Consider the following 14,706-nt stretch of genomic DNA (forward strand, 5'->3'; position numbering starts at 1 on the left):
ATATGTTGCAACTGATTTTGGGTGGCGCTCGTTCAGGCAAAAGTCGTTTGGCTGAACAAACAGCTAAAGAGAGTGGTTTATCTGTTGTATATGTTGCAACGGCGCAAGCCTTAGATGAAGAAATGCAACAACGGATTGTACATCATCAACAGCAACGCCCTGAACACTGGTATTTGTGTGAAGAGCCCATTTTTCTTGCTGACAAACTACGACAACTTGATCAGGAAAATCAGTTGATTTTGGTTGATTGTCTTACCTTGTGGTTGAGCAATTTATTGCTAGCTGAAGATTTGGCATTGCAGCAACAACAAGTTGAAAAATTATTTGATGTACTGCCAAAACTGAAATCAAAAATTATTTTGGTCAGCAATGAAACAGGTCTTGGTGTCGTACCAATGGGCGAAATCAATCGTCGTTTTGTCGATGAAGCAGGGCGTTTGCATCAAGTTTTAGGGCAGTTAGCCCATAAAGTCGTATTTTGTGTAGCAGGCTTTCCCATGATTTTAAAAGCAGAAAATGAGGATTAACAACAAATTAACTCTCTGTCGCCAACGTGATCGTAAATGATGGTTATGTTTCTCTTTAAAATTAAAAAACTTTTAGAATTGGTATGAAAAACAAATGATTGAACAAGTAGATTGGTTTTTGACGACAGTTAGGCAACCAGAGATGAAAGCAAAATTGCAAGCTGAACAACGCCAATCGCAATTGACTAAACCAACAGGTGCATTAGGCGATCTTGAACAAATTGCGATTCAGTTAGCCAGTTTGCAAAGTACAGCTCATCCACAAATACAACAGCCTTGGATTAGTGTTTTTGCAGGTGATCATGGCGTGGTTGAAGAAAATATTTCTGCCTATCCACAAGCGGTGACACGTCAAATGCTCCAAAATTTTGCATCTGGCGGTGCTGCCATTAGTGTGATTGCCAAACATCATCAAGCACATTTACAGGTAATTGATTGTGGTACGGTCGGTGATGTTTATGACTATATTGGCGTTGAGCGTCATTGTATTCGAGCAGGTACAGCAAATTTTGCCAAACAAACGGCGATGAGTGAATCAGAATGTGCTGCTGCATTACAATTGGGTAAAGACAGCGTTGATCTGGCAAAATCAAATGATGCTGATGTCTTTATTGCTGGGGAAATGGGCATTGGTAATACTTGTTCAGCATCAGCACTGGCCTGTTTGTTATTGAATGAAAGTGCCGAGCAACTGACTGGTGTTGGGACTGGAATTAATAATGAACAGTTGCAACATAAGATTGCAGTTATTGATCGCGCTGCGAAATTACATCAATCACATACTGATAACGATGTTTTTAAAATCTTGGCGGCAGTAGGCGGGCTAGAAATTGCTGCAATGACAGGTGCATATTTACGTTGTGCGCAAATAGGTCTGCCAATCATCGTTGATGGATTTATTAGTTCAGTTGCAGCCTTGTGCGCTATACGTATTCAACCACAAGTCAGAGAATGGATGTTATTCGGACATCAGTCCGCTGAATATGGTCATCAACGGATATTAAAAGAACTAAATGCTCAGCCAATTTTAAACATGAACCTACGGTTAGGTGAAGGGAGTGGCGCTGGAGCTGCACTGTCAATGATTCAACTGGCTTGTGTGTTACACAATCAAATGGCAACTTTTGCAGAAGCAGCAGTTTCAGGGGACAAAGTTGCGCATTGATTTATTACGGCATGGTGAAACCACACTGAGCCATACACTGCGTGGGCATCTCGATGATGAACTCACTCAACAAGGTTGGTTGCAGATGCAATCAACTACTCAAAATGCAATTGATCAGAATACTGTTTGGGATGTGATTATCAGTTCACCTTTACAACGTTGCTGTGTTTTTGCAGAGCATCTGGCAAAACTTTTGCAACGACCTTTAATTATTAATCAGCACATTAAAGAAATGTATTTTGGTGATTGGGAAGGGATTTCAACACAAAAGATTTATGAAACATCGCCTGAGTTATTGGCCAACTTTTGGCAGTTTCCGACTCAATACCACGCACCAAATGGTGAATCTTTAGCGCAATTCCAACAACGAATCCTGACTGGTTTTGAACAAATTCATCAGCAAATGCAGGAAAACCATTGGCAAACTGCTTTGATTGTGACGCATGGCGGAGTCATTAAGTTACTGACTTGTTTGGCTAGACAACAAGATGTCAATGAATTGTTAAAAATGCCTGCTGAATTAGGACAGCTTTATTCATTAATCATTTCACAACAGCAAGAACAATTAAGCTTTCAGGAATGTGTCTGATGTTACCTTTTTGGATTGCCTTGCAATTTTTAACGATATTACCAATTAAGTTAAAAAGGATACCAGACCCAAAACAAAATGCTCAATCTGTGCTGTTTTATCCATTGATTGGTTTGTTGATTGGATTCATTTTATTCGGTTCTTCTCTTCTGTTATTCAAACTGCCAACCATTTTAGTTGCGAGTCTCATTTTAGTGTTGTGGATTTGGCTGACTGGGGGATTACACCTAGATGGTTTAGCGGATATGGCTGATGCATGGGTCGGTGGTTTTGGTGATTCCGAACGCACTTTAAAGATCATGAAAGATCCTGCATGTGGACCAATCGGTGTGCTCAGTTTAGTGATTGTTTGCTTGATTAAATTTGCTGCAATTTATGTACTCTTGGAACAGCAGTTATATACCTTTTTGATTGTAGTTCCAGCGATTGGCAGGAGTGTTCCTTTATTTCTTTTCTTAACAACTCGATATGTACGTGATAATGGGCTTGGGCGTTCAATCACCGACTTTATTCCGAAAAAAGCAGCGTGGTTTGTATTTGTAATTATAATATCATTGCTTTGTGCATTTAAATGGCAAGGTGTTATTAGCTTACTGACTTTTATACTTTTGCTTTTTTATCTGCGTACGAAGTTTATGCAAAGAATTGGTGGGATTACTGGAGATACAGTTGGCGCTGCGATTGAGTTAGTTGAAGTTGGGATACTGCTAAGCTTTATTATGGCGATATTTTATATTTAAAAAAGTACAGCTTTTTAATAAAAGCTGCACTTGATCTGATTATTTTCCGAAATGATAACGTAAGCCGAGTAAATAAGTTCGTGGTGCAGCAGGCGTAAAGCTGGCTTGATTATTACTAAAAGAGGTACTTTCCGCATAATGCACATCAGCAGCGTTCAGAACATGCGCATACATTTCATAAGCATTATGACGATATGTGGCGCGAAGATTTAAAACCGTATGACCATCATACTTCTCCGTATTGGCATCATTGATCCAGTATGATCCTACATACACACCTTCAGCGGACAGTAACAACTCAGGAATCGGTTTGATTTGATATTCAACGGTTCCAAATGCCTTAGGTGAACTTGGCATACGATGACCACTATAATTTAAGCTGGTTGATGGTTGGAATTGCTTAAACTCATGCTTCGCCCAACTACCAGAAAGTTTTAAGCGTTGATCATAATGTTCAGTGATGTTCCATGTCCCACCAATTTCAATACCTTGATGTCGTGTTTTACCAGCATTGCGTGGTTCACGAGTATTATCGGGTTTGGTATAGCTGATCACCTCATCTTCACCGTCTAAACGATATAAGGTGATTTCACCATCTAAACGCTCATCAAAGAGTTTGAAACGCACCCCAAGATCAATATTATTAAAAGTGGCTTCGGTGAGATTTGGTGTCACTAAGTTTGCGCCATATAAACTACTGACTTCAGGCGGTACAAAGCCCTGCGACCAGTTGCTATAGATATCGAATAGAGGATGAGCATTCCAAATAAAACCAAGTTGTGGGCTGGCTTTATGAAAGCTACGCGTTTCATTTGGCGAACCTGTAATATTAGATGGCATTAAATTATTCTGATAGTCATATTTAATCCAATCATATCGAGCACCAGCGACCAAGTTTAAAATAGGTAGGGTTTGCCAATTCAGTTGGGTGTAAATAGCTTGGTTATCGACATCAACATTGAAATCACGTAACAATTGGCGCAGTTTAAAACCTGTATAAATACGTGTTGCAGGATCACGAAAAACTTCAATATCATGGGTTTTGGCTTTATTCGGTGTATGTTCAGCCATCGCGCCAATAATCCATTTGACTTGATCGATGTTGGTTGAATGTTGCAAGTTTAAACCATAGGATTTGAACTGATTATAAGTCGTTTGTCCTGTATAGGTTCCTGTTGGAATGTCATTACGCATATCCGTACGAATGCTATAACTTGGGTTTTGTTCAGTGGTGTTATCCCGATAATACACGGTTACCTGACTTTGATTTAAATCATTCCAAGCATGGCTCATCTGTGAAGATAAGCGGGTGGAATCTACTTCTCGATAGGTAAATGTTTGGTAACTATAACCAGGACGCTCACTGAAATCTTTTGCGTTTACACTACCTGTCATATCTGCTTTAAGATAATTATAACTGACGATATTCTTGACTTGGGTTGCATCAGAAATACGCCAATCATGTCTTAATGTTAGGCTTTGTTTATTACTTTCAGCATGATCCTGCCAACTATCACCGCGATCACTGGCATAACCAGAAAGACGTACGCCTTGTTCACCCAACTCCGTATCAAAAGTATTGGAAGCACCAAGATCAAGACGACGATATCCTTCACTACTTGCAAGTATTCCAATCTCTGCTGTAGGCGTTAAACTCGGCGTTTTTGTGAGAAAGTTAATTGTGCCACCAATCGCATTACTTCCATATAAACTACTGGCTGGGCCACGTAAAATTTCAATACGATCAATCCCTGCAAGATTCAGTTCATATAAAGCATTGTGGTTAAACACGCCAACAGGACGAACGGAAATACCATCTTCTAAATATTGATAGACTGCTGCTGTGGTCATTGGTTGACGGATCGACATCATGTGTTGCTCATTGCCTAAATCATTCATCAATACCCCTGGGGTCTGATTGATGAGTTGTCCAATGAAGGTTGCATTTTTATCTTCTAAGGCTTGTGTATTCACTTGGCTAATCGCAGTAGGCGTATTGCTCAGCGATTCGCCTTCACGACTTGCTGTCACCACAATGGTGGCCAAGGTTTTGGTATCTTGTATGGTATTCGATTCAGCAATGGCCAATGAACTGTAAGTAACAGACAGGCACGCAACCGTTAACACGGATAAACGAAATGGAGTAGTCATTTAAAAACTCTATAAAAAAGCAATAACGAAGCTGTATCGCAGTGGTTGACTGGATACGATGTATAAAAAATTGCGATTTATAGAGCGAGTGGTGGGGCTTGTTTTATGGGCAAAATATAAAAGAGTCGAGCGATGTGTAGATCTTCTGTCCACGCATGGCATAGGCAACGTACACGACTAAACCAAGCCAATAAAAATACGAAAATAAATGCAATTAAAGGCACGATAGCAGCAGCATCCAAACCATAAGTACACAAAGGACAATGCTTCATGATTTGGCTGGCAAGTGCATAAACTTGCTGTGCATATTCACTGAGCTGTGAGCCATGTTGCGTATGATCAAGATGATGATTATGCTGCTGCATTATATGTTGATGATGGCTACTATTATGTGCCTGTGTCGATAACAATGTGGCTTTTTGGATCTCTGTGACTTGGCAATGTGATGGCATTGCATAGAGAGCAGGTACGATGCCTGTATGTACCATTGTTGGTAAAAGGATATGCCAGAGTAAACACAGCAAAGCAATCGCACCAAATAAGGTACGCCACTTGTGCATATGTTGACGGAAACTGGGCTTCATATCAGCGATACGTTGCAGGGGAAATGTGGCAGCAGTATAATCAAAAAATGACTTATAGATCAAAGCAAAATTAAGGTATTCTGAGACTGCTGAATTCAATATCTTATAGGAAGATCAGCGTGTCAAAAATAGCAAATCATTCCGATTGGATTGTTCGGGCTTCTGATAGTGATCGCTTGGAAAGAATCGAAGCTTTCTTTTCTGATCATGCGTATGAACCACACCAACATGATACTTTTGCGATTGGTCGAACCTTGTCAGGTGTGCAAAGTTTTCATTATCGTGGTGAAGTCCGACATAGTCAGCATGGCATGACCATGGTGTTGCATCCAGATGAAAAACATGATGGCAGTGCGGGAACCCAAGAAGGCTTTCACTACCGAATGATGTACGTTGAACCTGCATTGATTCAAAAGATCATGAAAGGCAAACCTCTGCCTTTTTTTAAACAGGGGCTAAGTGATGATCCACGGCTTTATCGTGTCACCCATACACTTTTGCAAAATATGCAGAATCAATTGGATATTTTAGAAGAAGAAGATGCTTTATATGACTTGGCGACGACCTTATATGAAGTCGCAGGTCAGCCACCACGCACAAGGCAGCGTTATGATTATATCGCGGCAGAGCGGGCTAGAGAGTTTATTCACGCTTCACTTGATCAGAACATCAGTTTGGATGATTTAGAGCAGAATATACAACGTGATCGTTGGAGTCTTTCTCGTGATTTTAGACTGCTATTTGGCACCAGTCCGCACCGTTATATGACCATGCGTCGATTGGATATCGTGAAAAGGTGTTTGATGTATGGGGAGTCGCTGACTCAGGCCGCCATCATTGCTGGTTTTTTTGACCAAAGTCATATGACTCGGCATTTTACAAAAGCTTTTGGGATTACCCCAGCAAGATGGAAAGAGATTTATACGCGTCAGACATAAGCTGTGCTTGCGACTAAAAATGTTTTAAATAAGATGCATGCCTTTTAAGAAATCATTCAGCATAAATAGACCTGAAATAATCAAGAAGATACCCAATACTTTATTTAGATGATTGAGCCAAATCGGGTTACTCAATTTTTTGCCAATCACTGATCCAGCGAATGAATAAAGCAACGGAGCACCTGCTGCACCTAGAGAAATGAATAATGAAACAATTAGAATCAAGCTACCTGTGATATGTGCAGCGGGGTACATAATTGTGGTCACAGGTAAAATCACCAAAATCGCTTTAGGATTCAGACTCTGAATCCAGAAACCATTCCAAAAATTGAGGGTTTTGTGTTGGGTTTGATCTGTTTTTAATTCGGTGTGTGCCGTCATCATTTTATAGGCTAAGTAGAATGTATAGATTGCCCCAATCAATGCAATAAAATGCAAATACGCATGGGGAATCAATGCTGCACCTGCATAACCAAATACAACAAATAGCATCAGCATGGAACAACCCACACCTGCAAAAAAGCCCAATGTTCGGGAAAACTGTCCTGTTAGCCCCGCATTTAATCCCATAAAGTTCACAGGACCAGGGCTGTACATCACACTTAAAGTATAAAGAAAAATTTCCATGATCAACCTAAATGGATCAATAACAAAGGATGATCAAAATAGGGCAAAGTGCTACGGGCTGTATTGTACGTTTGTGCAAGTTGGCTGAATTAACGAACAAAAAAACAGGCTCATAAGAGCCTGTTTTTAGACCTACTTAAATATTAACGATTTGGTAAAACGTCTTTTAACGCTTCGTGCATTTCTAATAACGCTTTTTCAGTGGTTTCCCAATCAATACAACCATCTGTTACAGATTGACCATAGACGAGGTCACATAGGTTTTCAGGAATATCCTGACGACCGCCTTTTAAGTGACTTTCAACCATGATACCCACGATTGATTTGTTACCATCAAGAATTTGCTCGGTGATATTTTTCAAAACCAATGGTTGTAAGTATGGGTCTTTGTTTGAATTGGCATGACTGGTATCAATCATGATTTTGGTGCTGACTTTGGCTTTCGCTAAAGCGGCTTCTGCTTCAACCACAGAAGTTGCATCATAGTTTGGTTTACCATTACCACCACGTAAAACTACATGCGCGTATGGATTACCTTTGGTATTGATAATCGCAACTTGACCACTCTCATTTAAACCCAAGAAGCTATGACCATGTTTTACTGATTGCATTGCATTGGTTGCAACCGTTAAGCCACCATCGGTACCATTTTTGAAACCAACAGGGGAAGATAAACCTGATGACATTTCACGATGCGTTTGGCTTTCTGTGGTACGTGCACCAATCGCTGACCAAGAAATTAAATCTTGATAGTATTGTGGTGAGTTTGGATCAAGTGCTTCTGTTGCACACGGTAAACCTTTTTCATTCAATTCGAGTAAAAGCCCACGACCAATATGCAAACCTTTTTCAATATTGAACGAGTCATTCATATCTGGATCGTTAATTAAGCCTTTCCAACCTACCGTCGTACGTGGTTTTTCAAAATAAACACGCATGACGATGTATAAAGTATCTTTTACTTTTTCACTCAGCGTTTTTAGACGATCTGCATATTCATGCGCAGCTTTGGTATCGTGAATTGAACAAGGGCCAATCACGATAAACAAGCGCTTATCATTACCATCTAAAATATTACGAACAGTGTTACGCCCATTCAATACAGTTCGATAGGCAACTTCTGATAAGGGAAGGTCACTTTTAAGTTCTGCTGGAGTAATCAAAGTTTGAATGCTTTTAATGTTAACGTCGTCGATATCTGGCTGAGAAACTGGATTTGACTGTAGAGTATTCATTGCTGTCACAAATTCAATCGAAAGAAGAGGTTAATTTGTCTACGAATATAGCACGAAAACCCGATTGATTAACTAGCGATTCGCATCATTTATGTATAAACAATCGGCTATTTAGCACTTAAACTGTTGTTGTAGAATAACTTGTTTGCTGAATCATAACCACTTGGGTTGTTTCAACGGGTTTAGGCTTTTCTTTTACAGGGTTAATAATGAAATTTAGCCCCAACGCAAATAGCGTGATTCCCAAGATTTTACGGATAAATCTTTCAGGTAAATGCGAGCTGATCAATGTACCCACAATAATCGCAGGGATAGAACCGACCAATAACCACATCAACAAGCTAAAGTCGACATTGCCAGAGGACATGTGGCTTAAACCAGCGACAGCAGTGAGTAATACTGCATGTACAACGTCAGAACCAATGATACGAATCATCGGTAAATTCGGAAACATAATCACTAACGCCATGATACCGAAAGCACCAGCACCGACTGAAGATAGTGTAACCAACACGCCTAAAATAATGCCCATAAAAACAATATATCGGCGTTTATGCTGTAGAGCATGTTGCTCACTTTCCATATTGGCTTGTTCACGATTTCTAAAGCGATCGAAGAACTTTTCAATTTGAGCACGGAAGACGATGGAGATACCTGTTAAGGTCAGCATTGCGCCTAGAACCATGGTCAATACTGGCTTGTAGTGCGCAGATTGACTCAAATAATGTTCTAGTACCCAAGAGGTAGCAAAAGAGGCAGGAATACTGCCTAAAGCGAGCCAGATAACAATCGGCCAAACAATATTAAGCTTTTTTGCATGGACCAAAGAACCACAAAATTTTGAAATTGAGGCGTAGAGTAAATCTGTACCAATAGCAATGTGCGGTTCAATCTTAAATAAGCTAATCAGGATAGGGGTCATCAATGAACCACCACCCACACCAGTGATTCCTACACAGAAACCAACCAATACACCAGCTAAAATAAATTCTATTGGACCAAACATCGACAATATGCCTGAATTATGCAAAAAACAGCATATCTTATGCCTTTTCAAGATAAGCAGTTGTGATGAAAAATGATTTACTTATGCGAAAAAATGCTAAAGAAGTTAGATCAATGCCATATCCTATGATTTTTTACTTGGCTGTTTGCTTAGATCATTCACTGCCAAAATAAGAAAAAAAGTCACAGGTGTGGCAAAGATCCACCATCCGATAAAACCGATTGAAGATCCATAGATTAAACATAGCAATGCACCTGCCAAGAAAAAACAGAGAAATGCAAACAGTCTCAGTTGAGATCGAAAGCGCTGGATCAATTGTTGAGCATTCGGCTTGGCTTTACGAAGCCCTTTATCACTGCTTTTATATAATAACGCCATGCCCAAACCGATCAGGAGAAGCGCAAATAACATCATTTTTTTGCCTCTTGTTGATCAAGTTTTGCTTTCAATTTATTTCGTGCCTTTACTTGAATAGGTTGGATATTCCGATAAATAAAAACAGCAAAGAATGCGCAAATAATAAGAAATAAATCGATTCGTAAAAACAACCAATAACTTTGTATATCCGAAATAAGTTGATGATTTATTAGATAAACCAAATTATATAAAGGCAAAGCAATGGCTAAAACTCCAAATAAAATAATCTGCGATTTCCATAAATAATGCTGTTTTGTTATAAGTGCAATCATAAAACTCAGCCCCCAAACAATGAAAAATGTATAAATCTCATAGTTAGGTGTGGTTTCTGTGATACGCACCAGTCGATTGGCAAAAAGGTAGCCTAGCATTGCAATAGGCAAACCAACAAATGCAGCAACATTCAAACGATCAATTAGGTAATAACCAAAATGGAACTGATCTGACTTATTTTGAATTTGACGTTTTAAGCTCCATAACAACAAGCCTGAAGCAATCATTAAGCAGCCAAGAAGACCTGATAGGAAAAAAGCAAATCGAAGTGCTGGTTGTGCAAAGGTTGCCATGTGCAAGCTATAGACACCAGCGTTTAAAGTCGCAACGGCACTATTATTCCGCGTGTTTTTGAGGATTTTACCTGTACCATCAAAGCTAATTTGTGCTTGATTTAAGGTGATTGATCGATCTTCTAATTGTTTAAATGTAATGACTGCTTGATCGGTATTCAGATTTTTTGCTTCAATCGTTGCAAGTTCTTGATCACCCCATTGCTTTCTTACTTGAGTGAGTAGTGTTGTAATTGAAACTGTTTCAGTGGGTTTAGGTGCTGCCTGATTATCACGACTTTGGCTCACCGTCCTGATTTCAGTAAAATATTGATATGGATTATCTGGATATAATTTCTTCATTCCTAGTGGTAGATACAGATAGAAGAAAATAGCTAAACCGGTAAAGGTAATAGTTAGAAAAAAGGGCAGTGCGATTACAGAAGATACATTATGGAAATCGAGCCAAGACCGTTGCGACTTAAAGGTTCTAAAGGTAAAGAAATCGGTAATGATTTTTTTATGAGTAATAATGCCAGAAACCAATGCAACCAGCATGATAAATGCAGCCAAACAGGCGATCAACCGCCCAATAAGGATGGGCATCCCATAAAGTTGGTAATGGAATCGGTAGAAAAATTCGCCACCTTGCGTTGCTGATAATTTTAACTCTTGGCCAGTATTGATATCTAAATTACGACTTTCATAGCCACCGTTTGCCTTTTCCCAGTAAATTTTATTCACGGGTTGTTCAGTATTGGCAACACCTAAATACCATGATTTAGCATCTGCTGCATTTTTTTCTAGATAATCAGTAGCAGTTTGAATCGCCACATCTTGATTGACTTGATATTGTGCAAGCTGTGGTTGCATCCATAAATTAATGTGATGACGATAATAAGAGCTGGTTCCCATCAAGAAAATGGCAAACAAAAGCCATCCGAAAACCAAGCCAGTCCAAGCATGTAGCCATGCCATTGATTGGCGGACGCCTTTATTTTGCATTTTAATTTAAACCCACAGATAAACCGAACAAGAGTCCCACCAAAGCCAAACTGATCCATGTCAGTTTAATCAATGAGTTGAAACAAAATCCAAGAATAACAAACATTAAATAAAACAAAATCGAGATCAATGCCGCGAGAAAAATCGCTTCTGCTTTATTGATAAAATAGGTGAATAGCGTTGTTAAGCTTAAACTTAAATACATCATCGCCAAGAAGCCGAGCACGAATATAAAAGTAAAGCGATAGACAACACTCAGTCGGTAGGCAAACGTTGGGGAGGTGGATTTAGCCATAAATGTACTTAGAAATAGCAGAGGGAGAGTAAATCACATATGTAAATGATTCTTGTTCATATTAATGTCTAAGTGAAACTCAAGCAATTGCTCATTTATCGTAAATCTGGATAGAAACTTGACTTTTCAATGATTTATTAGATTAAAATGTTCTTCACTAATCATGAACAAATTACATTATTTGCAGTGATTCGATGTAAAATCATTCTGTTAGAATTTTTTTAAACTTTTGGATGGGGCGTTGGTCTTGTTAAAGCAAAAACTAAAAATTGGCATCGTAGTTGGGGAAGTTTCTGGAGATACGCTGGGTGTAAAACTCATGCGTAGTTTCCGTGAACAAGGAATTGATGCTGAATTTGAGGGGATTGGTGGTCCACAGATGATTGCAGAAGGTTTTCATAGTTTTTATCCAATGGAAATTTTATCTGTGATGGGGATTATTGAAGTTTTAAAAGACCTGAAAAAATTATTCGCTGTTCGTGACGGTTTAATTGAACGTTGGACGGAACATCCCGTGGATATTTTTATTGGGATAGATGCACCAGATTTTAATTTACGGTTATCTAAAAGCATAAAAGAAAAGAGTTTACCGATTAAAACCGTTCAATATGTCAGTCCATCTGTGTGGGCATGGCGACAAGGACGTGTTCATGGCATCAAGCGCAGTATTGATTTGGTGCTGTGTTTATTTCCGTTTGAAAAAACATTCTATGAAAATTACGATGTCGCAGCTGCTTTCGTCGGTCATCCATTGGCAAAGCAGTTACCCTTAAAAAATCCAATTATAGAAGCAAAACATCATTTCGGTTTATCCGCGCATAAAATGCATATCGCATTATTACCAGGTAGTCGTCGTGGTGAAATTGAGCGGTTACTACCGTTATTAACAGGCGCAGCCGAAATCTTGCATCGAAAATACCCTGAGCTTGAGTTTCTAATCCCAGCCATCAACGATGCAAGAAAACAGCAAATCGAGCAAGGTATCCAAAATTTGGATATCAGCCTCAAAGCCAAGATTCATGTTTTAGAAAATAGCGATAATGAATCAAAAATAGGGCGTATGGTGATGAATGCCAGCGATATTGTGGCACTGGCATCGGGTACAGCAACACTCGAAGCGATGTTATTACATCGTCCTATGGTGACTTTCTATAAATTGCATTGGCTTACCTATATGATTGCCAAATTTTTAGTCAAAATTCCTTATTACGCATTACCCAATATTATTGCAGGTAAAAAAGTCATTGAAGAACTAATCCAGTCTGATGCAACCCCGAAACAGCTTGCTACAGAGATCGAAAGATTGATGGACCATGAAACTGCACATATTCAAATGATGCAACACGTGAGTATGCATAAGCAGTTGATCTCTGGAAATACTGAAGATCCAGTACAAGCCATTTTGAAGTGCTTAAAAGCAGACTAGGCGAAAGAAAAAAGGTGGCTTTGATGCCACCTATTCACTTATGTGCGTAAAATCAATTCATAACCGGTATATTTTCGAATATTGATTACACCAATATCGAGTAATAAATATTGACCTTTAATGCCTTGTAAAACGCCACGAATTTTTGGGGTTTTATCGAGGTTCAATGATTTGATTTTTTCAGGATAATGATCAACAGGATAAATAAATTCATGTTGTGATTCATTTTCCAAAAATTCTAAGCCTTCATCAAACTCAAGATTTTGGTTGAATTCTTCACGAATGCTTTGAATTTTTGGCGCAAACTCTTCAATGATTTGATCACGTTGCTCAATCAAATTTAAAGGCTCGGCTTCGCCTTTAAGCAATTTTCGCCAATCCGTTTTATCTGCAACTTGGCTTGCAATCAAAGTCTCTAAATGGCCAGATAAACGGCGAGAACCAACTTTCATGATAGGCAGGGCTTGAGTTGCACCTTGATCTAACCATCGTGTCGGCATATTGACGATACGGGTAATACCAATTTTTAACGCGCTTGAATTTGCCAAATAAACAATATGAGGCTGGAAACAAACATTGTGTGCAAAATCATTTTCACGACAAGTTCCAAGATGATAGTGACAAGTTTCAGGTTTCATAATGCACAAATCACATTCAGCCTTGGTCTTGAAACATTTAAAACAATGACCTTGCGAATAGGATTTAGGTGTTTTAGCACCACATGATGTACAGAAAATATTGCCAGTCCATTCGATCTCTAGTTCTTGACCCAACACAAATGGAAGATCAGTTTCTGAACGATCTAATATAAATTTATATTCAACATTTGCCTTGTGTATTGGTTGATCAGTTACACTATGCGTTTTGAGCGCTGCATGCATTTTATGACAAATGCCTTGTAGTTCCATTAATAAACTCTCATCTTTCTCAATCAAGGGTTGCAGTATGGCTGAACAAAATGTCATCACTTCTATGCTAGACGATTTATCTAAAGAACAGCCCATTCATACTGCACTTTGTATAGGTCAGCAGATTGACCAAAATGCTTCTATTCAATGGCATTATTTTAACGTAATTGACTTTTTAAGTCTGCCATTTACACAGCGTTATGATTTAGGTTTTGTATTATTTGATACAGCAGAGATGCAAGACGTTAATGAAGTACAAAAAGCGCAGCTTTTGGTGAAATTACGTGACTTGATGGCAAAACGTATTATCGTCGTAAGTAAATTGGATGATGAAAAATTACTCCGCTCACTAGGCTTTACTCAGCTAATAGATAAGACCAGCCATGACAGTGATTTTGCATTGTGGCAATTCAATATTTTAACCTATAAGCATGTGCCAGATTGGTTTAACTCGAAGTTTTGGGCAAATCCTGAAAACTGGAATAAATTCCGTTGGTAATTCTTAAAAAAGTTTCACCATTCTTGTGGAACTTTAGCTGTTCCTCCGA

The 14,706-nt window shown here is 38.9% G+C and carries 16 protein-coding genes; 7 read left to right on the forward strand and 9 right to left on the reverse strand.

What is annotated here, in order from left to right; translation table 11 throughout:
* Window positions 1–2: 2 nt before the first annotated feature.
* The 4 genes from cobU (at window position 3) to MMP72_RS00445 (ending at window position 3,021) form a co-directional block, all read left to right on the forward strand.
* A complete protein-coding gene (gene cobU, locus MMP72_RS00430) occupies window positions 3–527 on the forward strand; it encodes a bifunctional adenosylcobinamide kinase/adenosylcobinamide-phosphate guanylyltransferase (protein WP_241313713.1) in 525 nt (174 codons plus the stop codon).
* A gap of 94 nt (window positions 528–621) precedes the next feature.
* On the forward strand, window positions 622–1,692 hold the full coding sequence (gene cobT / locus MMP72_RS00435) for a nicotinate-nucleotide--dimethylbenzimidazole phosphoribosyltransferase (protein WP_241313714.1): 1,071 nt from the start codon (window positions 622–624) through the stop codon (window positions 1,690–1,692).
* Entirely contained in the window at window positions 1,682–2,281 is a 600-nt protein-coding gene (locus MMP72_RS00440; protein ID WP_241313715.1) for a histidine phosphatase family protein, read from the forward strand. The genes cobT and MMP72_RS00440 overlap by 11 nt, the downstream gene beginning before the upstream one ends.
* Window positions 2,281–3,021 carry an adenosylcobinamide-GDP ribazoletransferase gene (locus tag MMP72_RS00445; RefSeq protein WP_241313716.1) on the forward strand — a complete coding sequence of 247 codons (741 nt, stop codon included), beginning with the start codon at window positions 2,281–2,283 and terminating at the stop codon, window positions 3,019–3,021. Before MMP72_RS00440 ends, MMP72_RS00445 begins: the two co-directional genes overlap by 1 nt.
* A 39-nt stretch (window positions 3,022–3,060) precedes the next feature.
* Here MMP72_RS00445 and MMP72_RS00450 read toward each other — a convergent pair whose 3' ends face one another.
* Both MMP72_RS00450 and MMP72_RS00455 read right to left on the reverse strand, forming a co-directional pair.
* The gene (locus MMP72_RS00450) at window positions 3,061–5,172 is read right to left on the reverse strand and encodes a TonB-dependent receptor (RefSeq protein ID WP_241313717.1); all 2,112 of its coding nucleotides are present in this window, start codon (window positions 5,170–5,172) and stop codon (window positions 3,061–3,063) included.
* A gap of 77 nt (window positions 5,173–5,249) precedes the next feature.
* The gene (locus MMP72_RS00455) at window positions 5,250–5,756 is read right to left on the reverse strand and encodes a hypothetical protein (RefSeq protein ID WP_241313718.1); all 507 of its coding nucleotides are present in this window, start codon (window positions 5,754–5,756) and stop codon (window positions 5,250–5,252) included.
* Window positions 5,757–5,875: 119 nt separating this feature from the next.
* Here MMP72_RS00455 and MMP72_RS00460 point away from each other — a divergent pair, with 119 nt between their 5' ends.
* Complete coding sequence (locus MMP72_RS00460; RefSeq protein WP_241313719.1) at window positions 5,876–6,694, forward strand: AraC family transcriptional regulator; 819 nt, start codon at window positions 5,876–5,878, stop codon at window positions 6,692–6,694.
* 24 nt (window positions 6,695–6,718) lie between these two features.
* On the opposite strand, the gene MMP72_RS00465 is transcribed toward MMP72_RS00460, so the two are convergent.
* The 6 genes from MMP72_RS00465 to MMP72_RS00490 all read right to left on the reverse strand — a co-directional run bounded on the left by MMP72_RS00465 (window position 6,719) and on the right by MMP72_RS00490 (window position 11,824).
* Entirely contained in the window at window positions 6,719–7,321 is a 603-nt protein-coding gene (locus MMP72_RS00465; protein WP_241313720.1) for a LysE family transporter, read from the reverse strand.
* A gap of 143 nt (window positions 7,322–7,464) precedes the next feature.
* Window positions 7,465–8,556 carry a 3-deoxy-7-phosphoheptulonate synthase gene (locus tag MMP72_RS00470; protein WP_241313721.1) on the reverse strand — a complete coding sequence of 364 codons (1,092 nt, stop codon included), beginning with the start codon at window positions 8,554–8,556 and terminating at the stop codon, window positions 7,465–7,467.
* Window positions 8,557–8,674: 118 nt separating this feature from the next.
* The gene (locus MMP72_RS00475; protein ID WP_241313722.1) at window positions 8,675–9,562 is read right to left on the reverse strand and encodes a sulfite exporter TauE/SafE family protein; all 888 of its coding nucleotides are present in this window, start codon (window positions 9,560–9,562) and stop codon (window positions 8,675–8,677) included.
* A gap of 123 nt (window positions 9,563–9,685) precedes the next feature.
* Entirely contained in the window at window positions 9,686–9,976 is a 291-nt protein-coding gene (locus MMP72_RS00480; protein WP_241313723.1) for a DUF1634 domain-containing protein, read from the reverse strand.
* A complete protein-coding gene (locus MMP72_RS00485) occupies window positions 9,973–11,529 on the reverse strand; it encodes a PepSY-associated TM helix domain-containing protein (RefSeq protein ID WP_241313724.1) in 1,557 nt (518 codons plus the stop codon). Before MMP72_RS00485 ends, MMP72_RS00480 begins: the two co-directional genes overlap by 4 nt.
* A gap of 1 nt (window position 11,530) precedes the next feature.
* On the reverse strand, window positions 11,531–11,824 hold the full coding sequence (locus MMP72_RS00490; protein WP_241313725.1) for a hypothetical protein: 294 nt from the start codon (window positions 11,822–11,824) through the stop codon (window positions 11,531–11,533).
* A 247-nt stretch (window positions 11,825–12,071) separates the two neighbouring features.
* Here MMP72_RS00490 and lpxB point away from each other — a divergent pair, with 247 nt between their 5' ends.
* Window positions 12,072–13,250, forward strand: coding sequence for a lipid-A-disaccharide synthase (gene lpxB / locus MMP72_RS00495; RefSeq protein WP_241313726.1), 1,179 nt, complete (start codon window positions 12,072–12,074; stop codon window positions 13,248–13,250).
* Window positions 13,251–13,288: 38 nt separating this feature from the next.
* Here the strand turns inward: lpxB and MMP72_RS00500 are convergent, their stop codons facing one another.
* On the reverse strand, window positions 13,289–14,158 hold the full coding sequence (locus tag MMP72_RS00500; RefSeq protein WP_241314002.1) for a DUF2797 domain-containing protein: 870 nt from the start codon (window positions 14,156–14,158) through the stop codon (window positions 13,289–13,291).
* Between the two features lie 37 nt (window positions 14,159–14,195).
* Here MMP72_RS00500 and MMP72_RS00505 point away from each other — a divergent pair, with 37 nt between their 5' ends.
* A complete protein-coding gene (locus tag MMP72_RS00505; RefSeq protein ID WP_241313727.1) occupies window positions 14,196–14,657 on the forward strand; it encodes a DUF6231 family protein in 462 nt (153 codons plus the stop codon).
* The last annotated feature ends 49 nt before the right edge of the window (window positions 14,658–14,706 follow it).

Source organism: Acinetobacter sp. NIPH 2699 (genome assembly GCF_022549355.1).
Classification (GTDB): Bacteria; Pseudomonadota; Gammaproteobacteria; order Pseudomonadales; family Moraxellaceae; genus Acinetobacter.

Excerpts from the sequence above, each read along its gene's own strand:
- MMP72_RS00450 (WP_241313717.1), bottom strand. The coding sequence starts at position 5,172 with ATGACTACTCCATTTCGTTTATCCGTGTTAACGGTTGCGTGCCTGTCT.
- MMP72_RS00470 (WP_241313721.1), bottom strand. The coding sequence starts at position 8,556 with ATGAATACTCTACAGTCAAATCCAGTTTCTCAGCCAGATATCGACGAC.
- MMP72_RS00465 (WP_241313720.1), bottom strand. The coding sequence starts at position 7,321 with ATGGAAATTTTTCTTTATACTTTAAGTGTGATGTACAGCCCTGGTCCT.
- MMP72_RS00455 (WP_241313718.1), bottom strand. The coding sequence starts at position 5,756 with ATGAAGCCCAGTTTCCGTCAACATATGCACAAGTGGCGTACCTTATTT.
- MMP72_RS00490 (WP_241313725.1), bottom strand. The coding sequence starts at position 11,824 with ATGGCTAAATCCACCTCCCCAACGTTTGCCTACCGACTGAGTGTTGTC.
- MMP72_RS00480 (WP_241313723.1), bottom strand. The coding sequence starts at position 9,976 with ATGATGTTATTTGCGCTTCTCCTGATCGGTTTGGGCATGGCGTTATTA.
- cobT (WP_241313714.1), top strand. The coding sequence starts at position 622 with ATGATTGAACAAGTAGATTGGTTTTTGACGACAGTTAGGCAACCAGAG.
- MMP72_RS00485 (WP_241313724.1), bottom strand. The coding sequence starts at position 11,529 with ATGCAAAATAAAGGCGTCCGCCAATCAATGGCATGGCTACATGCTTGG.
- MMP72_RS00500 (WP_241314002.1), bottom strand. The coding sequence starts at position 14,158 with ATGGAACTACAAGGCATTTGTCATAAAATGCATGCAGCGCTCAAAACG.
- MMP72_RS00445 (WP_241313716.1), top strand. The coding sequence starts at position 2,281 with ATGTTACCTTTTTGGATTGCCTTGCAATTTTTAACGATATTACCAATT.
- MMP72_RS00505 (WP_241313727.1), top strand. The coding sequence starts at position 14,196 with ATGGCTGAACAAAATGTCATCACTTCTATGCTAGACGATTTATCTAAA.
- MMP72_RS00475 (WP_241313722.1), bottom strand. The coding sequence starts at position 9,562 with ATGTTTGGTCCAATAGAATTTATTTTAGCTGGTGTATTGGTTGGTTTC.
- cobU (WP_241313713.1), top strand. The coding sequence starts at position 3 with ATGTTGCAACTGATTTTGGGTGGCGCTCGTTCAGGCAAAAGTCGTTTG.